Genomic DNA, 25,380 nt, shown 5'->3' on the forward strand with positions numbered 1-25,380 from the left:
GGTTTTTTTATTTTTGACCGAATTTATTATCCAGCAAACGGATCTTTAACGAGGATTGTATCTTCTCGCTCTGGGCTGGTTGACAGCATCGCGATTGGCGCTTCGATCAGCTCTTCGATACGGCGCGTATATTTTACCGCGCGGGATGGCAATGCGCTCCAGGACCTTGCGCCTTTGGTCGAATCGCTCCAACCCGGCCATGTTTCGTATACCGCTTCTAATCTTTTTTGCTGTTCAGCGGATGCTGGCATGTAATCAATTTCTTTGCCGTCTAATTTATAGGCGGTGCAAATTTTTACTTCTTCCATGCCATCCAATACATCGAGTTTCGTCAGTGCAATACCGTCAATGCCGTTCACACGCACCGCTTGGCGTACCGCGACCGCATCAAACCAACCGCAACGGCGTTTACGGCCGGTAACGGTGCCGAATTCCTTGCCGCGCTGGCCGATGCCTTCGCCAATATCGTCAAACAATTCCGTTGGGAATGGACCGGACCCAACCCGCGTCGTATAAGCTTTGGTAATGCCCAGCACATAATGTACATCGCGCGGACCAAGACCGGATCCAACCGCCGCCATGCCGGCAACCGTATTAGAACTTGTTACATAAGGGTAAGTGCCGTGATCGACATCCAATAACGATCCTTGCGCGCCTTCGAATAAAATGCGTTTGCCGGCCGCTTGCGCGTCGTGCAAATGGCGGAAGGTCGGTTTAACAAACGGCAAAACCTTTGGCGTAATTTCAGCCAATTGTTTTTCGAACGCAGCACGATCGATTTCCGGCGCGTTTAAACCACGCAGTACCGCATTATGATGGAATAATAAATTATCAATTTTTTCTTTCAGCAATTGCGCATCGTTCAAATCGCAGAAACGAATTGCGCGGCGCGCGACTTTGTCTTCATACGCGGGTCCAATGCCGCGGCCGGTCGTGCCGATCTTGCCGCCAGAACGGGCTTCTTCGCGCGCTTTATCGATTTGCGAATAAAATGGCAAAATCAATACGGCGTTTTCAGCCAGCATCAAATTGTCGGGACCAAGCGATACGCCTTCTTTGCGTAAACTTTCAATTTCAGTAATCAAATGCCATGGATCGACCACGACACCGTTGCCGATCACCGATAATTTTCCGGCGCGAACGACGCCCGAAGGCAGCAAGGACAATTTATAAACCTTGCCGTCGATCACCAGCGTATGACCAGCATTATGACCGCCTTGAAAACGAACGATCACTTCGGCGCGCGAAGACAACCAATCGACGATTTTGCCTTTACCTTCATCGCCCCACTGGGCGCCGATTACTGCCACGTTACTCATTTAAATCTGCCTCACGAAAATTTAATTTGCTTTGCTCTTATATAGCGAATACGCCCAATCCAACCAAGGCAATAATTTCTGGATATCGCCGGTTTCCACCATCCCGCCGGCCCATAAGCGGATATTGGGCGGCGCTTCTTTATGACCCATAATATCGGTAGCCACTTTTTCGGCCATTAATGTATCGGCAATGGAACGGCAAATAGCCCTGGCCTGTTCATCCGGCAGTTCGCGGTAGCCGGGTTCGATAATTTTTAGACAAACCGAGGTTCGCGACCTGGCGGAAGGCTCTTCGGCTAAAAAATCCGCCCATGGCGTTTTTTCCACCCATTGATCGATTGCGGCGAAATTATTCTGGCTGCGCCGGGTCATGGCATCAAGTCCGCCATTCGTTTCGATCCATTTTAATGCATCCAAACAATCTTCGATACATAACATCGATGGGGTGTTAATGGTCGATCCATTCCAAACATCTTCATTTACTTTGCCATTTTTTAACAAACGAAATAGGCGCGGCATCGGCCAAGGCGGATTCGATTGTGCCAAGCGTTCCATAGCGCGTGGCGAACAGATAATAACTCCATGCGCCCCCTCGCCGCCCAAAACTTTTTGGAAAGAATAAGTGGTTACATCCAGCAAATCCCACGGCAAGTCATAGGCAAAAGCGGCCGAAGTAGCATCGCAAATAGTCAATCCGCCGCGGTCTGGCGATATCCAATCGGAATTGGGAACGCAAACGCCAGTGGTGGTGCCATTCCAACAAAAAATCACATCATGCGCAAAATCGATTTCATGCAAATTGGGCAATTGCCCGACCGGCGCGGTTAACACGCGCGAATTTTTTATTTTTAATTCGGTCATTACATCATGCCGCCATAAATCGCCGAAATGATCGAACACTACCGCATCGACCGGACGCGATCCGCACAAGGACCACATCGCCATTTCCATCGCGCCCGTATCCGACCCAGGCGTTAGCGCAATTTTATAATCCGCCGGAATTTTCAGAATTCGCCTGGTACGATCCAGCAAATCCCTAATACGTGCCATCGAATCCGCGCTGCGGTGCGAACGGGCAACCAAAGCATTATTCAATACCGACGGCGTCCACCCCGGCCGTTTAGCCGATGGACCGGAACCGAAATTAATATTTTTGGGTTTTTGATTGGGTTTTGACATAAGATTATTTCGTTCGATATAGCCACTTTGCCGTAATATAAGCCCAAATCAAGGGTTATTTTTTATTATAAATCAACAATTTAATTATATTGACATAAGTATTCTTTAAGGATATTATCGACACGCAATTAACAGGAAAAGCTTATTTATGAGCAATTTAAACCAGGTTACACTTTCGAATCTCGCGGAAAACATCATGCCACTGGTCCGCGCCCAGTATCTTGGTCGAATGACTTATCAAAAAATTCGCTCCTTACAAACGCTGGTTGATCAGTTCTTTACCCTAGAACATTGCCCAGAAACCAAAGCTCAATTGGAGCCGTTACGCGAGTCTAAGAAAATTACCGCTGCTTTGTTATTGCAAGCCGTTCTAACGGCCAGAGAAGAAATGAAGCGCGCTCAAGGCAAGGCGCCTGAAATAAGAAATACGGTTTCCAGTGTTATTGGCTCGCAACCAGATCTGGTAGATTTCTGCACTGAGCAGGCACGGAAGGTTTCAACTATTGATGTTGATAACCCATTAAACCGCGCCCTTTTGGTGGCAAGCGCACTATTATCCGATAAACAGCTAAAAGAAGCACATACTAAATGTACTTTGGGTTCACAGACCAAAGTGCCGGACTATGATGCTGAACTGGCAATAGAAGAAGCAAGATTAAAAAAATTAGAAGAATCCAAACCTTGGTCTTACGGTATCAAGGGAATTGCCAGACGTATTAGGAATTCTTTGGATACTGGTTATTTTTTTAAATCGTTGTTATTGGACGATCCCTTTTCCGATATTCAGCAAAAAATTAACTTGCAGCAAAGTGTGGTTAAACACGCCCAAGAAAAAGTAGCGAAAAAAGCCGAGTTAGCGGCCGCGATTGAAAAACAAAATCAAGCAAACGATTCGGCTTCAAAAATTTTTGGCCAGCTATTTGCCAACCGCATGCATAAAAAAGCTCAAACAGAAGCTAAGCGCCGATTGCCGCCAGACTCGGCAAGGCCTATCGACCAGCCCACGGCTTTGGCGTTAGTACGCCTAGAATCCGACATGCCGGAAGTTAAACTGGCCTTTGATGAGATTGTTACCGGTAAAAAACAGCTATCGCCAGCCGATATGTTTAAATATTTGCGGAACATTAAACAGCTGGCTTCATCCAGCGAGCACGCATCAATTTTAAATCAAATGCAATTATGGATTGTACAATCTATTGATCAGGGATTACTAGATACCTATGCCCAGGCGATGGCTACAGAAAAACAAGCTTTACAAGACAGCATCCAAGCACATAAAAATGACTTAAAGTCGTTCGAAACTCGTTCCACAATTGGTTATGCGATATCAGAAATAATCCGGGGCAATAGACGTAGCGCCGAACAACGCACGTACGAGCGCCGGGCGATATTGGAAACCAGCAATTACATTAAAGTTTTAGAAAATGGACCGGCTACAGTGGAAATGAATGCCATAGCGGATTTATTTACAACTGAAGTCCAAAGACGCGCTTCGACTGGAACGCCATACATATTCCATCCCGCCAATAATGCAGCGCCAAGGAAATCCAGAACGGCAAGGAAAATTTCTCACCATCCTAGCGTTCTTCAAAGAATATTTGCAACGGCTTGTAAAGTTATTTAATAATCATTCGATTGTGCGCGGGATGGGGTAAGGGTAAAAATCGCCTCCACTTCAACCGCGGCATTTAATGGCAAAGCATTGACCCCAACGGCGGCGCGCGCATGTTTGCCAATATCGCCCAATACATCCACCATTAAATTCGATGCGCCATTGATGACTTTCGGCTGATCGGCAAAACCATCGATGCAATTTACGAATCCCGTCAATTTGACGCAACGTTCGATCCGGCCCCAATCGCCGCGGCAAGCGGTTTTAATTTGCGCCAGAATATTGATCGCGCATAATTTTGCCGCTTCCGCCGCTTGTTCCACCGTGAAATCCTTGCCCACTTTTCCTTGAAACGCGATTTTACCGTCCTGCATCGGCAATTGGCCGGAAATGTAAACCATATCGTTGATCACAACGAACGGCACATAACTCGCTACCGGGGCGGCCGGCTGCGGCAACACAACACCCAGCGATTTTAATTTGGCTTCGATAATATCGCCAGCTTGCGGCATGGCGGATGGTTGGGACATGGGCATTGGAAACTCCTTTTTACAATAAACGAAATGTAATCGATCTGACCCATTACACAAAAGAAAAAGGGGCCGAGTAAAACTCAGACCCCAAGTTAGGAGGCAGGGTAAACTAAACGACCGCTAAGTGGCGCAATGGCCAGCGGACGAAACTTTGGAGGAAAAAATTCTTTTGGAAGCGATATGGTGGGAAGCCGAATTCATTATAATTTTGTAATCCCCGAAGAAAAAATATCTATATATTCTTACTCTATAACTTATCTGTAGACCGATTCGTCGGCAAAATATTCGAAAAGCGTGTATAACCTTACCAATATTTTGCAGTTTGTGGTCTTTTAACCACTATGGATAGTTGCACTATCCATAATTTGATGATTAACACGGGTTAAAACCTATGTATAGCCTAAAACCGGCCCTGGGGATGAATTTCTGTGGACGAACAAGGGGATAACATGAGTGCGCCGCACTCAATGCGCTATCCACCGCATTTTAGGCAATGCGCGCATCGTGCAAAGTAAAATAATAGTCTTCAGGATCGGAATCTTGAAAATCAAACTTACCGGTTAGCGCGACCAATTGATCCGTCGCCGGCAAATGTTTTTCCGATTCAATTAACGCCAAAGAAGCGCGCCCACCAGCATAGCAAAACGCGCAATGAAATGGGGCGCGAGACAATAAATACAATTTTTTACCCGGCGATGGAATCGATTGCAGATAACCTTCTAGCGTGACGTCCTGCCCTTTCAATTTGCGGATATCGCCGCTTATTTTTGGCAGTGCCGTGATTGCAGTGCTGGGATCGGTGCCTTCGGTGGCCTTTGCCAAAATATTCCAAGCGCCTTGCGGAATTTTAAGACCGGCATCTTGCGCCTTGGCCAATGTCGACGCCTCGCTGCGTTTGGCGAAAGCAAAAACCGGCAAGCCAATCCCGAAAGCGGTGAGAAAATTTCTTCTTTTCATGCGGCACCTTTGAAAGCGTGAAGTTTGAAAGCGTAAGGTTAGGGAAATACTATAGCAAACATGTTATAGTATAACAACTATGGCTTTTTATAGGCGATTTAGGTGGATATTAAAACACTTGAAATATCGCGTGATTTTTTAGACAATGCGCCATCGCCATCATCGGCCCATATCTCAGGATTTTCTTAATGACCATCGGCACCAGAATTCATACGTTTTTATTCGGCAAAAAAGTCGGCCAAGATGAATTTGGCAATATATATTATACCGAAAAAAGAATGGCTAAAAATCGCCGCACCAAACGTTGGGTAATTTATTATGGCGATGCCGAAGCCACCCGCGTGCCGCCCGATTGGCATGGGTGGTTGCATTACACGGTTGATGCGCCGCCGCCATCGACGGGTCTTGTTACACGCAAGCCATGGATTCGTCCGCACCAAGCCAATCAAAGCGGTACGCCCAATGCATATTTGCCGCATGGCCATCTGTTAAAGGGTGACACGCGCGCCAAGGCCACCGGCGATTATGAACCGTGGACACCCGTATAAAATAATCATTTATATTTTAAAGGAACAATTATGAGTCAGCATCAAAATACGATCGAAGCCGTTTTAGGCGCCGTTGTCTTGGCCGCCGCCGCCATGTTTTTATGGTTTGCCTATACGATGGCGGATTTGCGGTCAGAAAGCGGATACGATGTAAGTGCGCGGTTCGATAAAATTGGCGGACTTAAAATAGGATCTGACGTTCGCCTTAGCGGCATCAAAGTAGGCACCATCAGCGGACTCAGCCTCGACGATAAAAATTTCATGGCCAATGTGCGTATGACCATTCAAGAAAATATTCACTTGCCATCGGATACTGTCGCCGAAGTCGCCAGCGAAGGTTTGCTGGGTGGAAATTACTTGTCACTAGTGCCCGGCAGCGAAGATCAAACCATTCCCGCGGGCGGACAAATTAAATATACCCAAAGCCCAGTGGATTTAGTGCAATTATTGGGACGGTTTATATTCAGCGGCGCCGATAAAGCCAAAGAAGAAACCACAACCGCGCATCCGGGCGCCAGCGCCAATTAAACATGGTCGATATTTCTGTTTCCCGGCTGCAAATATTTGCAGACGAATTGCATAATATTGCCTTTACCTTGGGACAAGAATTACTGTCGTTGCGCGTTGCCGGGCTGAAGGAAACCAAAAAATCCGACAACAGTATCGTGACCAACGCCGATTTTTATTCCGATAAAATTCTGCGCCAGCATATTTCGGCCATGGAACGTCAAATTCCGATTGTCACCGAAGAAACTTACGATGCCGATCCGGCATCTGCGCCAAAAGGCATGCCTCTATACTGGTGCATCGATCCCATCGACGCCACCAGCAATTTTGTCAAAGGCGGCAGTTATTTTGCCATTAATATTGCTTTGATTAGCGCGGGGAAGCCGATTCTGGGCTTCATTCATTTCCCGGCTCTGCATATCAGTTATGGCGGAATCGCAGGCCATAATGCCTGGCGGCAAAATGCCAGCGGCCGTCTGGAAATTATTCAAGCCAAACCATATCCCGAAAAGAATTTACGTGTAATAGTTTCTTCTCATGGTCACGCAAAGCCGGAACGGCTGGGTGCGATTGCGCCCCATGAAAACATCGGCACAGTCGAACGTATCGACGGCCCGATTAAATTCGCGCATATTGCCGAAGGCAGAGCGGATTTATATCCGCGCTTTACCCATTTGCGCGAATGGGACTTGGCGGCCGGCCACGCCATTGTAATGGCGGCCGGCGGAAACATTCGCGATACGTCTGAAAATGAAATTCTGTATGGAAAAAATGCGGACTTTACATGTCCGCATTTTGTAGCGCGTGGAAAAACCGTTTAAGCGGCGCGTGCGGTAACCGTTTTTTTCGATCCGGCTTTAGCCCGGCGCAATACTTCTTTGGCCAGCGTTTCGATTTCTTTTGCCGCTTCGGAACTTGGATGGCTTTCAACCACACCCTTGCCTTCGGCAAGGCTGGCTTGGAAAGCAACCCGGCTGCCGATGGTCGCATCGGAAACCTCGGCACCCAGCAATTGCGCTTCTTCGATCATTTTTGCAGCCAAGTTCGTGCGCAAATTGATCCGATTCATAACCAGCAAGGCTGGCACTTTTTCACGGAAGCAAAATTGCAATGTTGGTTTGGTTGCCCATAAATCCATCGGGCTTGCTTGCAATGGAACAACCACAATGTCGGACGAACGGACGGCGATCGATACCTCAGCTTCGGCGCGGGGCGGCGAGTCGATCATAATAATGTCAAATCCAAATTGCTTTAGGCGCGATAGCTCGCCGACCATGCGCCAGCCGGTAATCGCAACCACTTCCGGTCCTTCATAAGCATCGGCCAGAACGCGAGCGCGCATATGACTCCATGCGCCGGCGCTGCCTTGCGGATCAATATCGATCAAGGCGACCTTATACCCCTGTTTTTGCCAAGCCACTGCCAGTTGCAAAGCCATTGTGGTTTTGCCGGCACCGCCCTTTTGTTGGGCGACAGTGACGATAATTGGGTCTTTGGTCGAATCGGAACGCATGAGGCACCTCGATAAAAAGAATGGAAATATCCATAAAACTTAAGATAAGCTATCATAATAATAATCCCCAGCTTTAGCAGCGGCCAAAGATACACGCCGCTATTTCATACACAGGTTTTTTGTGGCAGAAGTAAAGGCATAATGACTCAAATTTTACCCCCTATCCCTCCGAATATCGCGCTTTGCGCGGAAACATTGCGCCAAGGCGACCTGGTTGGAATTCCTACTGAAACTGTATACGGTCTTGCAGGAAATGCGCTGGACGAACGGGCGGTGGCACGCATTTTTGCCGCTAAAACCCGTCCCAGCTTTAATCCTTTAATCGTACACGTGGTTAATCTTGCCGCAGCGAAACGATATGCCGAATTCGGGCCGGAGGCGGAAAAAATAGCCTCGATCTTTTGGCCTGGCCCATTAACGCTGGTTTTACCAGCAAAGAAAAACAGCGGCATCGCCCGTCTGGCCACCGCCAACTTGCCCACCATCGCCATACGCGTGCCCGCCCACCCTATTGCCCAACAATTATTGCAATATTCCGGCCTGCCACTTGCGGCGCCATCGGCCAATCAATCCGGCCATATCAGTCCAACCAAGGCGCAACACGTCATTGAATCGCTGGATGGAAAATTGCCTTACGTGTTGAATGGCGGCGATTGCCGCGTTGGTTTAGAGTCGACTATCGTCGATTTGTCCGAATCAAAACCAACCATTCTGCGTTTGGGCGGTTTGGACATTGAACCGATCGAAGCCATCCTGGGCAAAGTCACCGTTCATCAAAAAACCGACGGTGGCGCCGTCAAGGCCCCCGGCATGTTATTGCGCCATTATGCGCCAAAAATCCCATTGCGCCTGGGATGCGATAATCCTCGCCCAAACGAAGCTTTATTGGCTTTTGGCATGGATATACCGAATGGATTCGCCAAAGTTTTGAACCTAAGCGCGATCGGCGATCCGATTGAAGCCGCAGCCAATTTATATTCACATTTGCATGACTTGGACCTGGGCGGTTTTTCCAGCATTGCCGTAATGCCGATTCCGGAAACCGGTCTTGGACTTGCGATCAACGATCGTTTGCGGCGCGCATGTGAAAGCCAAAAGGAATTGTCGTGCGCGAGTTGACGCAAATTTTCGGCGCTGAGAACGTGATCGGCTCAGGTGTTTTATTTGATTCGGCATTACAGGATTGGCGCCGCCGTTATCGCGGCAAGGCAGAAGCGTTAATTTATCCATCCAGTACCGCCCAGGTCGTGCAATTAGTTTTATTTTGCCGCCAGCATGGTTTTAAAATTGTCCCGCAAGGCGGAAATACAAGCATGTGCGGGGCGGCTACTCCGGATCAGAACGATCGCAACATTCTGGTTAATTTTAAAAAGATGAATAAAATTTTGGAATGCAGCGCCTCCGGTTTCAGCATGACGGTGGAATCTGGATGCAGCCTTGCGCAAGTACAGGATTTTGCGGCAAAGCAAGATAGGCTATTTCCATTAATGTTAACGCCACGTGAAAACGTACAAATCGGCGGCGCGGTTGCCACCAACGCGGGGGGACTGAATGTCATTAAATACGGCATGATGCGGAATTTAACCTTGGGCATCGAAGCAGTAATGGCCGATGGCAGCATTTGGAATAATTTGTATCAGCTGACCAAAAACAATGCCGGATACGATTTAAAGCAATTACTGATCGGCAGCGAAGGAACCTTGGGAATTATTACCAAGGTTGCGTTAAAATTATTTCCACTGCCCAAACAGCGATTGGTTGCGATATTGGCTGTCGATAGCTTTAAAAATTGTCTTGCCGCCTTGTCATCGGCGCAAAATGAATTTGGACAGCAATTATCGGCTTTTGAATATATTTCTGCGCCGACTTGGAATCTAACCCATGAATATGACGCAAGTTTAATCAAACCTGTGCGCGCCGCCGAACATTATATTTTGATCCAATTGGAAAGTCTGTTGCCGTCGCCCGGAATAGAGTCCGAATTTATATTGGCTGCAAAAAAATGGGCGGGCGTCTTGGATTGCAACGCCACAATTGATCGGCATAAAGCCGCACAATTATGGCAAATCCGCAAATCCATTCCATTGGCGGAACGCCAAGCAGGACCAAGCATTAAGCACGATATTTCTATACCGCCAAATTGTTGGGAAGAATTTTTGCGCGCGGTTCCGGATAAAATCCGCCGGCAATATCCAACTTCGCAAATAATCACTATGGGACATTTGGGTGATGGCAACCTGCATTTTAACGTCACATTGCCGGGATTGACGGCGGATACCCTGGCAACGATAGAACCTGTAATTAATGATATCGTCTATGCGGAAATTACCCGCCTGCGCGGATCGATTTCCGCCGAACATGGCATCGGTCAGTTAAAGGGATCTTATTTAAAAAGATTGTCCGATCCAAATCATTACGAATTATTGCAGAAAATAAAACATGCCCTTGACCCGGATAATATTTTAAATCCGGGCAAGATCTTTATTTGCTGATTCAAACTGCGCACAATAATATCGGCCATTATTCTATTTATGACAGGCGGATTCCGTGCAACTATTGACTTCGATCGATAAGTGAACAAGTTCCGAAAATTGGCTTAGAAGATTTTTATAATACTCTGGCTGTTGCGGCGTGTGAGTGACAATTGAAATAATGGCCGCGTAATGTTGTGGCCCCACTTGCCAAACATGGAAATCCGCAATCCGATTATCATTATTGCTTTCAATGGTGTTGCGGATTTCTTCCAGCCGCTTTGGTTCTATATTTTTGTCCATCAATATGGATGCGGTCTGAACCGTCAATTGATAGGCCCAAATCAACATTAGAATCGCGCCGACGACACCTGCCATGGAATCCAAGAATCCCAAATCATAATAATATCCCGCCGCCAAAGCAATAATCGCAAACACAGATGTCATCGCGTCGGCAATCACATGAATATAGGCGGAACGGTGATTCAAATCGACAGGATCCGGCAAGTGGACATGATGATGGTCGTGATGGCCATGATCGTGCGAGCAACCTATCCCATGAGAATGATGATTGTGGCCCTGTTTCTTAGAGTGCAGCATAACGGCCGAGATTGCGTTGACCAAAAGCCCTATTACCGCGATTACTAAAGCATCTTTATAATTCACCTCGGCAGGGCGGACAAACCGCGATAAAGATTCCACCATCACGTTCGCCCCAATGACTGCCAATAATACTGCGCTGGCAAACCCAGCAAGAACCCCGGCCTTCCAGGTGCCAAAACTGTATTTTTCATGGGTTGCAAATTTCTTGGCATATATATAGGCAAAAACGCTAATGCCAAACGCAACGCTGTGCGATGCCATGTGCCATCCATCCGCCAGCAAGGCCATGGATCCAAACCAATAGCCGCAAGCAATCTCCACCCCCATGAAAATAGAGGTTAACCACAGCACGGCACGCATTTGCCGTTCCGCCAGATCATGATGATCGCCGATATAATCGTGGTTATAACGCAGCCGGTGCAATTGTTTGTTATGCATGTAATGGAACTATTTGATAAATAATACTGTAATTTTCCAAGTTTCGAAGATCAAGGTTATTCCCACCAAACGGGAACATTTTGATTTGCTTTTCGGGGCCGTGCCGCCTAGATATTATATATGCCTAATCTAGCTGTAAATACCGGGAAAACAAGCCTTCCTAGAATGCCTCAATCCGCATCCTTGCAAAAATCCGGCGACGCTTCGGATCGGCATCAAGAATTTTCCATTCAAGGCATGCATTGCGTCAATTGCGCGCAAAATATTGAACGGGCTTTATCGGGAATTCCTGAAATTGAAAATGTGAATGTGCATTTTGCCATGCAGTCCGCCGATATCACATGGCGGCAATTGGATCACCATCCCGAAGATAAGATTATCGATACCATCACCGCCTTAGGATATAAGGCCGAGCCAAAGGCAACTGCCAAGCCGTCATTGACCATGACAACATGGCGGGATGCCAGCGCGTTTTTACTGGCGATCATTTTTGTCGCCGATATGATTCTTGGCTGGACTGGATCGGCGTTGCGATTAAATGTGCTGTCTTCTTTTGTTCTGGCCAGTTTTTGTCAATTTCTGTTAGGCGGATTTTTTTACCGCAATGCCTGGAATGCCCTAAAAGCCGGATTTTTCACGATGGATAGTTTAATTGCCATCGGCACCAGCGCGGCATATGCCCTAAGCCTGTTTCATATGAATTGGAACGGCTTATTAGCGGATACCCAATTATGGGCTGCCGTTGCCCCGCATAATTATTTTGAAGCTTCGGTATTGGTCATTTGCTTTGTGTATATCGGCCAATATTTTGAAAAAAAATCCACCGCCAGGGTGCGCAAAGATCTGAACGATTTAAGCCTGTTGTTGGGAACCCGCGTAATCATTGAATCGGATGGCGTGCAGAAAAAAATTCCATTGCGCCAATTAAGACCGGACCAGATCGTTATTGTTGAACCCGGGTCCCGCATTCCTGTGGATGGTATCATCCTATCGGGGCAAAGCGATATTGATCAAAGTTTATTAACAGGCGAAGTTGCCCCAATCACCGCGCAAACTGGCGACAAAGTTTTTGCCGGCACTATCAGTCTGACCCATGTTCTTAGAATTAAGGCATTAAATGTCGGAATGGCCACCCGGCTGGGATACATCAGTAAATTGGTGCAAAATGCCGCCAGCAGCAAACCGGAAATCGCCAAACGGGTCGATCAAATATGCAATTACTTTGTACCGATGGTTCTTGGCTTTGCGGCCATCACCTTTGTTTTATGGGCCGGATATGATCTTAGCCAAAATCAATCAATCGCCCGCGCTGTGCTGAATGCGGTTTCAGTTTTAGTCATCGCCTGCCCTTGCGCCCTTGGGCTTGCCACGCCGATTGTGGTTATGTCGTCTATCAGCCTTGCTGCAAAACAAAATCTTTTGATCAAGAATGCCAATGTTTTAGAATCTGTGCCAGCGATTGACACAATGGTGCTGGATAAAACCGGAACATTGACTTTCGGCAGACCGGCGGTTACCGATATCATCGCACCAGGCAAAGATACTCATGCAATTTTGCGCTTGGCGGCCTCTGCCGCGCAAAACAGCAACCACCCCATGTCTAAGGCGATTGTCAAAGCGGCTTTGGATCAGTCCATTCCAATCTGGAGCCCAAAAATGGTCCAAGAAATCGCGGGGCAAGGATTGATCGCCGATTTTATTACCGGAAAAACCAACCCGGCAAATCCGCTTGCGGAAACGGATACCATCCATCAACGGATTTATGTCGGCAATCGCCGGTTATTGAACGCGCATTTTTTTGATTTAACCCCGCTTGAAGGCGGCGCGGAAGAACTTGCCCTGGATGGCAAAAGCATGGTGTTTGTTGGTCAGCATGTATTTGGCCATGGCGATAAAAAACAAATATTGGGCGTTATTGGCCTGAACGATCAATTGCGGCCCAAAAGCCGCGAGTTCATTCAATCCCTTAAAGCAAGGAAAATTAAAATTCTATTGCTGACTGGCGATACCAAGGCATCGGCCACGCGCGTTGCACAGTCTTTGAGCATTGACGATGTACAAGCCGATATTATTCCGGAAGAAAAAGCCGGACGAATACAATCGTTGAAAAATCGTGGCCGCAAAGTCGCCATGCTGGGCGATGGAATTAACGATGCCGCGGCTCTTGCCACTGCCGAGGTAGGAATCGCGATTGCAGGCGGATCTGATCTTGCCATGGAAGCGGCGAATGTCGGGTTATTGCAGCCTGATCCCTGGCAGGTAATGAAACTATTCCAACTGGGCGATTTATTCCGCCGCAAGGTAAAAGAAAATCTGTTTTGGGCCTTTGGATTCAATATTATCGGCATTCCGCTTGCGGCGGCAGGATTGTTACATCCCGCTTTGGCTGGCGCCATGATGTCGGCATCCAGCATTTTAGTCGTCAGCAACGCTTTTCGCATGCGGCTGCGAAAATAAGCTATTTCGGTTTTATGGTAAAAAATGATATAGTGCCGGACATGAAACGATTTTTCTTGTGCCTGACAATTCTTTGCGCCATCAGCCTGCCGGCTTTTGCCGACACTATTATATGCGATATGAATGCGGCAACAATTCAGTCCCCCCTATTGCAACAAGGATTTCAGGATGCCAGCGATGATATTCTGGGCAATGAAACCGAAGCACGCAAGGCGCGGCAAGTTTTAACCAATGTCCAACGGATTTTTCTTCATCCTGGCAGCCAGTCGATTTTAATGTATGGCTGGAGTCAATTGCCGGATCCGTTAACACGCGATGCCGAAAAAAATAGTTTCTTACTGCAACGGATGGAACGATTAAAACGCGAAGCGGCTTCTGGCGGACATAAGTTCGATTATCAATTGCAGTCCGGCCAGCCTATAACGGTGGCGTTTCAAATCGCTTACGCTAACAAGCCATGGCCAAAACGCGAAGAAGGGATAGAAATCGTCGCTGGAGATCAATGCTGGGTCACTGTAAAGCTCGGGGGCAACGCTATTTCAAACAAAAAGGCGGATTCCGAGTTCATAGACCGCATCCATGACGAATTTTCGCGGATACGAAAGTCCTTTCAACCAAATACATCGGCTGTTTCCACCAGCAGCAATATATTCCAAATGCACCAATTGCCGGATTTCGATTTCGAGAATTTTTGGGCCTTCACACTGCCCACTTTGATTCTGGCCTTTTTATGCGGAGTGATTATTGTCAGAGCCGCCGCGCCATTGGAAAATATCCACGTGGCTATTTATTTTAAAGCTATGACAGGATTATGGATTGTTTACGCTTTACTGATTTCCGTATTCCAACCTGTATTTGTGCAGAACGGTTTTATTCCGCATCTAGAGCATTATATATACGCCGCAATGATGATTGTCATTCATGGTCTTGGAATTTTATTTGGCCCGGTTATGGCGGTACCTAGTGTTGCCATCGCATTGGGGCATGCCTTGCGCACCATTTGTTTTCTGTTCCTGAATTATCAATTGGCGCCGCGCATTTTATGGTTTGATGTCGGAATCATGATATTAATCAGCCTGTATGTATTGTTCGCGGGATTTCGCCGGCGCGGTCCAATGGCAAGGTCGATCGGCAATCGCCCTAACGTAATTGACCGTTCTTGATACATACCATTTTAGGTTGCATCCAATCGCCGCGGGACGAAGCGCTGTAAGTTATTGAAACTAGGCATTAAATTTTTTGCCGAAAGCGCCATCAAATACTTGAAAAATAACGATAAATTAACGCACAATGCGTATTCTAGAACCTGACTCAATCTCGTGTTTTAGAATTATGCTTACTCAAATTCGTTTTTTTCGACACGCTTATATTGCCGCCCTAATTATTGGGATCGTGGTTACTTTATGGCTGTGTTATCACATGAACCGCCAATATGAACAAGTATCCCGCCAGGCATTAGAAAAAAAATCTCTGTTATTGCGCGAATCTTTGCGCCAGGAATTAGACAGCTACGATAACAGCGTTCAAAGCATAGCCGCATTCTTCAAATCCAGCCAAATTGTCGATCATGAGGAATGGGACAGTTTTATTGAGGGATTAAATTTAAAAATACGCCACGAAGGAATAGTGAGCGTTTATTACATCAACCAAATCAATAAAAACAATATCAGCTCTTCTGATTCTCCATGCTCGATTGTCTATCAAAGCATTATTAAACAGCACAACACTAATACGGAAACGTCAATCTGTAATGATGACAATATCCGCACCGCGATGAAATTATCCAAAATAACGGGGCGGTCCGTTTTAATACCGTCTAATTCAAATGCGCCAACGACAGACTTGGCCGATGCGTTCCTGGTTCACCCAATATACAGCGCAAAGCAAAAATTTATAGGCTGGGTATCCATGGCTTTAAACTATCCTAGCCTATTCTCGTCCTTGATTGATGATACATTAGCAGTCAACTTTCGAGTTTCCATCCTCAATAAAGACGCGGGATTATCGGATGACGATATTTACAATTATCACTACGCGTCTATTAACAGTACGACCACTCAAAATGATGTTCAACAAACGGAAAACTTCGAATTTGGGCAACGGCAATGGGTATTGATAACCAGCGCCCCGCTTGGCGGAGCTGGGACATGGATGCCTTTATTTTTAATAGGGTTGACTATTACATTATTGGTTTCAGGAATATTATATTCACTGACTATAACGGGCTTGCGAGCGCAACGCCTTGCCGATCAAATGACCGTGGATTTACGGCAAACAGCTCAGCAACTGGAAGGGGCTATGGAGCAAGCAAAGCTTGGCAATAAAGCCAAATCCGATTTTCTGGCCACTATGAGTCACGAAATCCGCACACCGATGAATGGCATCATCGGCGTAGCGGATATTATGCTTGGCACCCCGCTTAATACCAGCCAGCAAGATTATATCCAAACAATTAAGTCTTCCGCGCAATCCTTGATCGTCATCATCAATGACATTTTGGATTTCTCAAAAATGGAAGTAGGAAAGCTTAGCATTGAACATCTGCCCTTCTCGCTGCTGGATCCATTGCACAGAGTGATGCATTTATTGGAAAGTCCGGCATCGGATAAAAATATTCGCTTACTAGTCAACGTCGATCCTAATTTGCCGAAATATGTTATCGGGGATCCTATTCGTATTCAGCAGATCTTATTTAACCTGATCGGCAACGCCATTAAATTCACAGAACAAGGCCATATTACGACTTGTATAAGCTTGGTAAGCGGCGACAACAAAATCGCCAAAATAAAATTTGAGGTTATTGATACGGGGATCGGCATACCAATCGAGGCCCAAGGAAATCTTTTTAATCGTTTTACCCAATCCGACAGCTCGATAAGCCGTAAATATGGTGGAAGCGGCCTGGGATTATCCATTTGCCGCCAATTGGTTGAATTGATGGGTGGCACAATTAATTTCACCAGCGCGCCAAATCAAGGCAGTACATTCTGGTTTGAAATTGTTTTAGAAATAACTACCCCAACCGATGATAAAGCCAGAATAATAGAATCATCATCTAAACAAATCGCGGTAGATGATCCAGCAGCCGCAACAATACACCACCCGATGAAACCATTAACTATATTGGTAGCCGAAGATAACCGCGTCAACCAAATGGTTATTATAGCCATGCTAAAAAAATTGGGCCATTCCATCGACCTAGTAAGCAACGGAATAGAAGCGGTGAACGCGGTACAGAATAAAAAATATGATGTTGTATTGATGGACGTGCAAATGCCGGAAATGGATGGCATTACCGCCACCCGCAAAATTCGCGAAACACAAAAAGAAGGGTCCAAGGTTCCGATCATCGCAATTACCGCAAATGCCATGCGCGGAGACAGAGAGAATTATTTGCGCGCTGGGATGAATGATTACGTTTCAAAACCAATCAATTTGCCCAGCCTGATCGAGGCCATCCACCGCGTTTGCACCATATAATAAATTTAGAAAATTCCAGCCGGTAAAGGCAATGATGGTGCGGGGCCGGGATCTTCCTTCGCTGAAGCTTCGGAAGACGAGACTTGTACAATTTTGGAATCATAATCACTTGCCATCCGAAGCCTTGGCGTAGGATGGTGCCCGGAGCCGGGATCTTCCTTCGCTGAAGCTTCGGAAGACGAGACTTGTACAATTTTGGAATCATAATGACTTGCCATCCGAAGCCTTGGCGTAGGATGGTGCCCGGGGCCGGGATTGAACCAGCGACACGCGGATTTTCAGTCCGCTGCTCTACCACTGAGCTACCCGGGCAATTTAAACGAACATCGTATCTATAAGAAAATAAGCCTTCTGTCCAGAATTCCTTTTTATTGCTGGAAATACAAAATTATAACCAGAACTGTGGAATAATATTTTTGTGCGCCGCACAACGCCTCTTAGATATTTACTTTCTATAATATCAGCGATATAGATTGTATATAACAAAAAATAATTCGGGTAGCAGGACACCGATTAACAGGAGAGTTTTGTGAGCGCTTTTTCAGAGCCTCGACCCCAGTCTATAGAGCGTTCTGCGCTGGGAATAGCTACGTCCGGCTCTCCGTCCTCGCAGGCCGTTGTTCCCGTTCCTAAGGCATATTTTAACTATATTACCAGTCAACTCGCTCCATGGGAACACTCCGAATCGCCACGCATGATGGAAATGATTGGACATGCCTGTAAATTGGAAAATGCGCGCGTCTATCAACATGGCGAATTAAATTGGCAATTAAATTTGGCGCATTGTGTTTTATTATTTGATCACCAGCCGACACCAGAAGAAGCAAAACCATTAGAAAGCCGAATCATTCTCGCCGCCAATACCGCCCAGCGAATACTGCGTATGGCTGAAGGTTCTCTTTCAACCGATCCGGCTTTAGCGCAGAATTTACATGGCATTGCCGCTGCCATGATATTGATTGTCTGTCATGCACAGCAAGGGTGTCCTTCGCTGCATTTACTGCATGATTTTATGATGCAATATGTTTATCGGGATGTATCGCATGGTGAAACATCAACCTACCAGTTCCGTGCGCCAGGATTAATCGGAGAATTGCACGGCATCGCACAAGAGCAGATTAGATTTAGCCTGGAGCGGCAACAAGCAACCAACTTGTTTTCTAACAATCATTATGCCGGCTTAAGACAACATGATTTAAAGCAGGTAATTGACGCCCAATGCCGGGCGATGCCTTCCGATCGTATCATCGCAATGCTGGACAATATTCGTACTGGCAAAACTCAAGAACCATTGCCCGATAAGCCAAATCCCGGCATATGCCTCACCACATTGTTTTATCATAGCGGCAAAGACGAACTGTTTGGCCGGGACTTGCGGGTAAATAAAAATTACGGCTTGAAAAGCGCGCGCGCCGCATTTGAAGCCAGGTTCGGTTGTGTACATACGCTTTAAATAGCCACAGCCGATAACAAACCCGGATGAGTTTCAGGAATAGTTTGGCCGGATGCCGCAAGCGCCATCGTTTGTTCTATGCGTGCGGCAATCAATTCAGCCAGTTTAACATTGGCCCTTGATTCGCATTCAATCGCGCTTTGCGGCTGCATAAAAATATTGGTAACGATGCGGTTGGAATTATATCCGCGCGGACGCACCGATGGATCGCGTTCTTGATGCACCAGTAACGCCAAATTATTTTGCAGCCGATTGATATTGTAAAGACTCCAATCAGCGTTCTCGCAAAACAGAACTTTGGCCAAATAACCAAAACCTCTGCCGCTATCCGCCGCTATTTTCATTTCTGCAATCAGGCTCGGCAGTTTTTTTATCAATTCCATTAATGGGGATTTTAATTTGGCAATTGCCGCCTCTTCTAATTGATGACTGTCCCCCGAATCCGTTTGGAACTGTCGTCCGGTTTCTAAAATAATATTGCCCAAGGTAATGCGTAAAGTCCGGCATTGTTGGGAGCGCACGATATTGCATTGCGCGCCGGCACTATCTTCGTATTGAATTTCGGCTATTGCCAAAATCTGGCATGCGTCGGCGGTGACAGTATTATATTCGATAAAGCCTGGTTTCATGAAATGACAAAGGATTGATCGATTTAGTGTAGAAGAAAATGGTGAAGAATTGACAAACGGACAGTGATTGAAATATGCCACGAATTGAAACAAAATTCTATTTTTATGAAATTTAATATATAAATAACAAAGAATTGAATTTTAAAATTATATAAATATCCTAAATGGATACATGCTCATATTGCTTTTTTACCGGCCATAGAATACACTTTTTACTGTAAAGGGATTATTTGTGCGCTGAGTGCCAAAACCCAAGAAGTGCAGGAATCAGTAAGGAGAATTTGATGTCTGGTTTAGAAATTGCCGCTTATATCGGTTTATATGCATTGATCGTTCTGGTTGGTTTTGCCGCCATTAATGCAAAAATGGCGAAAAATGCCGATGCCAAGCAGGAATCGTATATCGCGTTTGCAAATGAAAACATGGAACGTCCGCGCTTGGGAACTGGTCTAGGCCAGTCGCGCCCACAAAGCACATATGTAAAATTATCGTCGCAGCGTAAAGCCGGCTAGGAACGACAGGTTCGCTTGGTGGCGGACTATTTGTAAAAGCTGACCGATTTTTGGTCAGCTTTTTTGTTATTTATTCTTCATCATCTGTTTGTTCCGACTCTACGGCGGGAATTGCATATACCTCACCCAGCCAGCGTCCCAAGTCAACATCGGCACAACGCTTGGAACAGAACGGCGCATGCGCCGCCGCCGCCGATTGGCCACAGATAGGGCAACTTTTTGATGATTTTGTTTTGGATTTAGCCATTATTTTCTATTGAAAGCATTTGACCGCGGCGGGGACGAGTAATCTCGCACAGGCCAGCCTTAGTAAAGCCCAGCACTCGCGGCCGCAGAGGATCCAGTGCCATATCCGATTCCAATTTCTGTTGTATCATTAATCGATCGGAATTTTGTTTCATTTTCAGAAAATCAATCACAATAAGACCGCCGATATTCTTCAAGGCTATCAAACGCGCCAGCTCGGCAGTAATGGACCGATTAATTTCAGCAGCATCCATCAATGATCCAGAAGAATCTACGTCGATTGCCGTCAAAGTTGAAGTGATATCAAAACGCAAGCGCACACCATTAGGCAAATGTATATTTGTTTCACAAGCTTGATGCCAAGCATCCAAAATGTCATGTTCTAAGAATATATTATCGCCTTTATACATTGATAATTTATTTTTCAAATCCGGCATTAAAACAAATTCTGATTCCAGTTCTTTGAAATAAATTCCCTGATCAACATAAACCTTGTCAATTTTGTCTAAAGTCTGGAAAAACCGGTTTAGATCAGTCCCGCCCGACCGCAATAAACCAGCATGATTTTGTTGTTCATAAGAAGTCTGTAAATCCAACCATTCTTTTTGCTGCAATCGCGCTGTTTCCAACAAAATCGATGCATCGGCATATCTAGCTTGAGGGTTAACCTCGCCATTCCATCCCATATTCTTGAGAGCCTCAACAGAGGCAGAGAAGCTTTTTTCCATTCCCGGCGGCACGATAATATTATCTGCGTTCGGTTGGCATACTAAATACCGGTTTCGCAAATAAATGTCGGTCGTTAATGTTGGATCTTTCCCGTCAAAAGCCTGACGGCGGATTTGGGCCAGTATCCATGCGCCTTCTGGCGCAGATTTCGCGGATGCTTCCAAAAAACCGGTTCTTCCCTGTAAATCGCAAATGGCATGAAGCGGGGACAAACGTTTTATGACCTTAGTTTTATATATCGCCCCAATATCATTCGGACCGGGATTCGGCATACTTTGTCTTACCAATTGCCATAGCCCGCCATCATAACATAATGCAGCTTCGACAATAGTATCGGTCACATGAATGTAAACTTCAGCCGACGCCATTATTTCACCAATCCCGCATGCTGTAACCATGGATAAATGTGTGCCAACGGCAAGCCCACAACGTTGTTATAACACCCGTTAATCCAAGGAATAAATCCTGCTGCACTACCCTGAATAGCGTATCCACCAGCCTTTCCATGCCATTCTTTACCGTCTAGGTATTGCTTTATTTCCTGCGGCTGCAAGCGTCTGAATTTCAATTTTGTGGTTGCTATATCCAAACTTATCTTTCCATCTGGATGCAATAAGCAAACTCCGCCCAATACGGTGTGACGGCGGCCAGATAATTTCTTCAAGCAATACTCCGCGGTCGCTATATCCTCCGCCTTAGGCAATATTTGATTGCCGCAAACCACCACTGTATCCGCTGATAAAATAAACGCTTTGGGATGGAGTTTTTGAACTTCTTGTGCCTTTTCCTTGGCCATGCGCCTGGCATATGTGGCTGGCCGCTCCCCATTCTCGGGGGATTCGTCAATTTGTGCAGGCACCACAAGATCGGGTTTAACCCCTATTTGCTGCAACAATTGCAGGCGTCTTGGACTGGCGGAAGCAAGAATCAGCATTGAGTATATGGGGTTACCGTTATAGTTTAATTCCATAAAAATTAGGTGTATTATATACCATAAAACCATGAATCAACAAAACCTGCAAAAATTCCAGCAAATATTAAAAACCGTAAATTGGCGCTTTGTGCTGAAAATGACGGTGGTTCTTGCCACTTTAATTATTTTTTTAGTCAGCTTGCTGTTTTTCTTGAATGATGACACATCGCAAAAAGACATAACGGAAGCAAGATTGGCATTACGCACCAGCCTTAGTGGGTTGGCCACATTTGCATCCGATTATGATGGTGATAAAGTTCTAGAACCGCCATTCGCATCGGATTTAGACGGTAAAGTAACCGATACGATTGGTTATTTCATTCCGCCTTCCATTAATGTTAAACGCCATAATGCCCAGAAAAAACCTTATGTATATTGCGCCTGGGATTACGGGGCCAAAACCAATCCCGCCCGGTATTACATGTATAAAAACGAACATGGCGCAGCAGAAATTCTTGCTAACCCGGCACCAACTGCCATTTTAATGGCGTTGGTAGATCCTGGTCCCAATGGAAAGTACGAAACCAGATGTGAAAATATTCTGACGCCAAAGTCCTCAATAGGCGACGATATTGTTGAAACATTTAACCGAACAGAAACTGAGCGGCTTGCTACGCAAAAGACAGCAACACCGCGCAAAAGTAATCGCAACTGCGCCTTCGGACAAATTTATATTTGGAATGAAGTGAAGCAGCAGTGGGAATGCAAAACACCTGCTGCGGAGCAAACAGCATCTATTCCAGCCGGATGTCCAACGGGTCAAGTACTGGTGGAGCGCAGTAAAAAAGTGCGTTGTGAAGCAATTGATAAAGTAGATCCGGAAATCGCCGCAGAAATGTCTTCTGCTGGCAGCGATAGTTCCATATCCAATAGCAATGTAAGTTCTACAGTAACGGACAATACATCTAAAGATAAAACCAAAAACCAGAATTTAGCAGATAATGTAGTTTTACCATCGGCAGCAGGAAACAATACAGATACTGGCGATACAAAAACCACTAATAACGAACCTAATAACACCGAAACGACTTTTGTGGACCAGCAACCTTCTCGTATCTTGACCGGCCAGCACAATAGTTCATCCGGCATTCAGGATCCGAACACCGCCGTCCAACAAAAAATTCAAAACGCCAGGAACAGAAAAAATCTTATAGTGAGAACTCCTAGCCCAGGAGAAAGCATTAATGCTGCTTTTGAAGAAGATTTTAATGATGATCAGGATAAAGGAACTATAAGTGCCTCGGGCCAGAAAGGCAGCAATTTAATCGCTGGACAGGCAAACCAAGACGGCCAAACAGAAGAATCATCCGTTGAAATGGAAATCAAAAAACGTAAAAGGAATTTTAAATTAAAAAGCTGCAATCCGTGGCTGTACCTGCCACGTTCTACGGGTGTCGTAAATCAATGTATTCGCTCTAATGCCTTTGGGGACTTTTTTGGTAATGTCGCCCGAACGACATCTTGGCCGGCGGCGCGCACTTTTTTACAAGGAGCATTCTTATTCTGCCCTGTAGGCAATTATGGGGAGAAAAGACCTTGCCAGTTGATGGCTTTCGATAAGAATTTGTTTGTTACCAGAACCCCGCCCAGTGTGTTTAATCAAGACGGCTATATTTGCGCGCGGATGTTCAATCCCCTACCCGCGCCATGGCCACAATTCGAATCATTTATCTATAGCGAATCCATCCCAAATGGACCACGCTGCCGGTATGATCAAGTGCCATTTATGGATCACTCCACTAATCCTCCATCGATTATGTGCATGAATCTGCCGGAACTGATCGATGCCTATAACCACAATGGTTATTGTGGATGCGGCTGGTCCCTAATTTGGAATCCAAGCACCTCCAAGCTGGAGTGTTCTTAAACTATTGAACGGAACCGGTTGGACCGCCACTGCTACCCGGTTTGTGACGGAAAGTAATGCGCCCTTTGGTTAAATCATAGGGCGTCATTTCAATCGTAACGCGATCCTCTAATAAAACGCGAATTCTATTTTTGCGCATTTTACCTGAAGCATGCGCCAAAATATCGTGACCATTGTCCAGCTTCACCCGGTACATAGCGCTGGGCAAAATTTCGGTTACAGTTCCTTGAAACTCAATTGGCTCTTCTTTTGCCATTTTATCCTCTTTTGATAGGCGCAAGTTAGGCAAAATCGCGGATTTTTGCAAGTCCCAAGATTAATATTTAGGAAGGGCATAAAAGAAGCGTGACTTGATACGTTTTTCCAGATCATCCCGGCAGGCCCGAAAAGCCATCATAATTTGCTGTCTAGTGCCTTCTTCCCGGCTTGGGTCTTCAACAAACCAGAATTCTAACTCTGGCCTGTGATTGGATAATTCCGCAATTTTTGCACGGGCCATTCCCGCAGCTTCTTGAGACAGCGCGATCACAAGATCATATTGCGATACATCAACATCTTCAAAAGTCTTGGCAAAATGTGGGATTAGGTTCAGTCCAACTTCTTCACAAACCCCAAAAGCAAATGGATTTAATTCATCTTTCTCAATTCCGCAAGCATCGGCTTGTACATTCCCTTCCAATTTCTGGCGCACTAATGCAGCCGCAATTGGAGAGCGAATCGAGTTTTTATTACAAGCAAACAATACAGATTTTGGTTGGGCCATAACGCAAACAATTATTTATTAGTGTAAGACACTGATATTCATAATATTATTTAGAATTATTGCAAGGTTTTTCAAGATGATCTGTGGATAGTAGAAAGCAATGCAAAGAGATGCCTTGCCGTCATGAAATCAATCTCCATGGCTGGCTTTAGCATAGAAATTAATTGATCTGCCGCATCATTATGCAGTCCCCGGCGGCCCATATCGATAGACTCTAGCCGGGCCTGACCGCCTTCCTTTAAGGCCGATTTGTAACTATCGCAGATTTTTAAGTAGTCAGAAAGAATAGGTTTAATAACCGCGTACGGGATGGAGCACTGGCATATTACATCCTCTCCATTCTCATTTTCTACCGCCAATCCATAATGATCAGCCCCAGCGGTTATTTTAAAGTGACAGTTTTTAAAAAAACTAGACTGCGAAACAGGTAAATGAATATTCTGATCCGCCAATAGATCACTTTTTAGAATCTCAATTTCTTGGGCAATCGTCAAAACATCGCTATCTCTAACTGAAGGCGTATAAAAAACCTCCATAGTAACAATATGCAATTTACTTTTTAGAATTTTAGATTGGGCTACAGAAGGCATG

Annotated in this window: 25 protein-coding genes and 1 tRNA gene; 12 read left to right on the plus strand and 14 right to left on the minus strand. The window is 45.8% G+C overall.

Going from position 1 to position 25,380, the window contains the following annotated elements:
• Window positions 1–26 precede the first annotated feature (26 nt).
• Together EYC62_02305 and EYC62_02310 are read right to left on the minus strand one after the other, a co-directional pair.
• Window positions 27–1,319, minus strand: coding sequence for an adenylosuccinate synthase (locus tag EYC62_02305; protein TAH36498.1), 1,293 nt, complete (start codon window positions 1,317–1,319; stop codon window positions 27–29).
• A gap of 21 nt (window positions 1,320–1,340) precedes the next feature.
• Window positions 1,341–2,498: a phosphoserine transaminase gene (locus tag EYC62_02310; GenBank protein TAH36499.1), complete on the minus strand. Its 1,158-nt coding sequence runs from the start codon at window positions 2,496–2,498 to the stop codon at window positions 1,341–1,343.
• 148 nt (window positions 2,499–2,646) lie between these two features.
• Here EYC62_02310 and EYC62_02315 point away from each other — a divergent pair, with 148 nt between their 5' ends.
• Complete coding sequence (locus EYC62_02315) at window positions 2,647–4,122, plus strand: hypothetical protein (GenBank protein TAH36500.1); 1,476 nt, start codon at window positions 2,647–2,649, stop codon at window positions 4,120–4,122.
• Here the strand turns inward: EYC62_02315 and EYC62_02320 are convergent.
• Together EYC62_02320 and EYC62_02325 are read right to left on the minus strand one after the other, a co-directional pair.
• Complete coding sequence (locus tag EYC62_02320; GenBank protein TAH36559.1) at window positions 4,119–4,622, minus strand: RidA family protein; 504 nt, start codon at window positions 4,620–4,622, stop codon at window positions 4,119–4,121. The genes EYC62_02315 and EYC62_02320 overlap by 4 nt on opposite strands.
• A gap of 507 nt (window positions 4,623–5,129) precedes the next feature.
• The gene (locus EYC62_02325) at window positions 5,130–5,600 is read right to left on the minus strand and encodes a hypothetical protein (GenBank protein ID TAH36501.1); all 471 of its coding nucleotides are present in this window, start codon (window positions 5,598–5,600) and stop codon (window positions 5,130–5,132) included.
• Between the two features lie 188 nt (window positions 5,601–5,788).
• On the opposite strand from EYC62_02325, the gene EYC62_02330 reads away from it, so the two are divergent.
• From EYC62_02330 to EYC62_02340, 3 genes are read left to right on the plus strand one after another with little or no spacing between them, the layout of a single operon-like run.
• Window positions 5,789–6,148, plus strand: coding sequence for an NADH:ubiquinone oxidoreductase subunit NDUFA12 (locus EYC62_02330; protein TAH36502.1), 360 nt, complete (start codon window positions 5,789–5,791; stop codon window positions 6,146–6,148).
• Window positions 6,149–6,178: 30 nt separating this feature from the next.
• A complete protein-coding gene (mlaD, locus tag EYC62_02335; GenBank protein TAH36503.1) occupies window positions 6,179–6,676 on the plus strand; it encodes an outer membrane lipid asymmetry maintenance protein MlaD in 498 nt (165 codons plus the stop codon).
• Window positions 6,677–6,678: 2 nt separating this feature from the next.
• Window positions 6,679–7,476 carry a 3'(2'),5'-bisphosphate nucleotidase CysQ gene (locus EYC62_02340; protein TAH36504.1) on the plus strand — a complete coding sequence of 266 codons (798 nt, stop codon included), beginning with the start codon at window positions 6,679–6,681 and terminating at the stop codon, window positions 7,474–7,476.
• Here EYC62_02340 and EYC62_02345 read toward each other — a convergent pair.
• Window positions 7,473–8,168, minus strand: coding sequence for a ParA family protein (locus EYC62_02345; protein ID TAH36505.1), 696 nt, complete (start codon window positions 8,166–8,168; stop codon window positions 7,473–7,475). The genes EYC62_02340 and EYC62_02345 overlap by 4 nt on opposite strands.
• A 141-nt stretch (window positions 8,169–8,309) precedes the next feature.
• Between EYC62_02345 and EYC62_02350 the strand changes: the two genes are divergently transcribed.
• Together EYC62_02350 and EYC62_02355 are read left to right on the plus strand one after the other, a co-directional pair.
• Window positions 8,310–9,287: a threonylcarbamoyl-AMP synthase gene (locus EYC62_02350; GenBank protein ID TAH36506.1), complete on the plus strand. Its 978-nt coding sequence runs from the start codon at window positions 8,310–8,312 to the stop codon at window positions 9,285–9,287.
• Window positions 9,275–10,660 carry an FAD-binding oxidoreductase gene (locus tag EYC62_02355; GenBank protein ID TAH36507.1) on the plus strand — a complete coding sequence of 462 codons (1,386 nt, stop codon included), beginning with the start codon at window positions 9,275–9,277 and terminating at the stop codon, window positions 10,658–10,660. Before EYC62_02350 ends, EYC62_02355 begins: the two co-directional genes overlap by 13 nt.
• 33 nt (window positions 10,661–10,693) lie before the next feature.
• Here the strand turns inward: EYC62_02355 and EYC62_02360 are convergent, their stop codons facing one another.
• Complete coding sequence (locus tag EYC62_02360) at window positions 10,694–11,680, minus strand: cation transporter (protein TAH36508.1); 987 nt, start codon at window positions 11,678–11,680, stop codon at window positions 10,694–10,696.
• A gap of 120 nt (window positions 11,681–11,800) precedes the next feature.
• Between EYC62_02360 and EYC62_02365 the strand changes: the two genes are divergently transcribed.
• The 3 genes from EYC62_02365 (at window position 11,801) to EYC62_02375 (ending at window position 17,617) form a co-directional block, all read left to right on the plus strand.
• Window positions 11,801–14,137, plus strand: coding sequence for a cation-translocating P-type ATPase (locus tag EYC62_02365; protein ID TAH36509.1), 2,337 nt, complete (start codon window positions 11,801–11,803; stop codon window positions 14,135–14,137).
• Window positions 14,138–14,178: 41 nt separating this feature from the next.
• Window positions 14,179–15,300 (plus strand): hypothetical protein, encoded by a 1,122-nt coding sequence (locus EYC62_02370; protein ID TAH36510.1) that lies wholly within the window; start codon window positions 14,179–14,181, stop codon window positions 15,298–15,300.
• Window positions 15,301–15,427: 127 nt separating this feature from the next.
• Window positions 15,428–17,617 carry a response regulator gene (locus EYC62_02375; protein TAH36511.1) on the plus strand — a complete coding sequence of 730 codons (2,190 nt, stop codon included), beginning with the start codon at window positions 15,428–15,430 and terminating at the stop codon, window positions 17,615–17,617.
• Between the two features lie 237 nt (window positions 17,618–17,854).
• Here the strand turns inward: EYC62_02375 and EYC62_02380 are convergent.
• A tRNA-Phe gene (locus tag EYC62_02380) sits at window positions 17,855–17,929 on the minus strand.
• A gap of 217 nt (window positions 17,930–18,146) precedes the next feature.
• On the opposite strand from EYC62_02380, the gene EYC62_02385 reads away from it, so the two are divergent.
• Window positions 18,147–19,070, plus strand: a complete 924-nt coding sequence (locus EYC62_02385; protein ID TAH36512.1) for a hypothetical protein — start codon at window positions 18,147–18,149, stop codon at window positions 19,068–19,070.
• On the opposite strand, the gene EYC62_02390 is transcribed toward EYC62_02385, so the two are convergent.
• On the minus strand, window positions 19,067–19,699 hold the full coding sequence (locus tag EYC62_02390) for a hypothetical protein (GenBank protein TAH36513.1): 633 nt from the start codon (window positions 19,697–19,699) through the stop codon (window positions 19,067–19,069). The two genes, EYC62_02385 and EYC62_02390, sit on opposite strands and share 4 nt — an antisense overlap.
• Before the next feature lie 284 nt (window positions 19,700–19,983).
• Here EYC62_02390 and EYC62_02395 point away from each other — a divergent pair, with 284 nt between their 5' ends.
• Window positions 19,984–20,211: a hypothetical protein gene (locus tag EYC62_02395; GenBank protein TAH36514.1), complete on the plus strand. Its 228-nt coding sequence runs from the start codon at window positions 19,984–19,986 to the stop codon at window positions 20,209–20,211.
• 70 nt (window positions 20,212–20,281) lie between these two features.
• On the opposite strand, the gene yacG is transcribed toward EYC62_02395, so the two are convergent.
• Genes yacG through maf form a run of 3 tightly spaced genes read right to left on the minus strand, consistent with a single transcriptional unit; the run spans window position 20,282 to window position 22,156 of the window.
• The gene (gene yacG / locus EYC62_02400; protein ID TAH36515.1) at window positions 20,282–20,458 is read right to left on the minus strand and encodes a DNA gyrase inhibitor YacG; all 177 of its coding nucleotides are present in this window, start codon (window positions 20,456–20,458) and stop codon (window positions 20,282–20,284) included.
• Entirely contained in the window at window positions 20,451–21,584 is a 1,134-nt protein-coding gene (locus EYC62_02405; protein ID TAH36516.1) for a hypothetical protein, read from the minus strand. The genes yacG and EYC62_02405 overlap by 8 nt, the downstream gene beginning before the upstream one ends.
• On the minus strand, window positions 21,554–22,156 hold the full coding sequence (maf, locus tag EYC62_02410; GenBank protein TAH36560.1) for a septum formation protein Maf: 603 nt from the start codon (window positions 22,154–22,156) through the stop codon (window positions 21,554–21,556). The genes EYC62_02405 and maf overlap by 31 nt, the downstream gene beginning before the upstream one ends.
• A gap of 31 nt (window positions 22,157–22,187) precedes the next feature.
• Here maf and EYC62_02415 point away from each other — a divergent pair, with 31 nt between their 5' ends.
• On the plus strand, window positions 22,188–24,026 hold the full coding sequence (locus EYC62_02415; GenBank protein TAH36517.1) for a hypothetical protein: 1,839 nt from the start codon (window positions 22,188–22,190) through the stop codon (window positions 24,024–24,026).
• Between the two features lies 1 nt (window position 24,027).
• Here the strand turns inward: EYC62_02415 and EYC62_02420 are convergent, their stop codons facing one another.
• The 3 genes from EYC62_02420 to EYC62_02430 form a co-directional block, all read right to left on the minus strand.
• A complete protein-coding gene (locus EYC62_02420) occupies window positions 24,028–24,282 on the minus strand; it encodes a translation initiation factor IF-1 (protein TAH36518.1) in 255 nt (84 codons plus the stop codon).
• 60 nt (window positions 24,283–24,342) lie between these two features.
• Window positions 24,343–24,789: a low molecular weight phosphatase family protein gene (locus tag EYC62_02425; protein TAH36519.1), complete on the minus strand. Its 447-nt coding sequence runs from the start codon at window positions 24,787–24,789 to the stop codon at window positions 24,343–24,345.
• A gap of 71 nt (window positions 24,790–24,860) precedes the next feature.
• On the minus strand, window positions 24,861–25,379 hold the full coding sequence (locus EYC62_02430) for a hypothetical protein (GenBank protein TAH36520.1): 519 nt from the start codon (window positions 25,377–25,379) through the stop codon (window positions 24,861–24,863).
• Between the last annotated feature and the right edge of the window lies 1 nt (window position 25,380).

This window comes from Alphaproteobacteria bacterium (assembly GCA_004295055.1).
Taxonomy (GTDB): Bacteria; Pseudomonadota; Alphaproteobacteria; order SHNJ01; family SHNJ01; genus SHNJ01.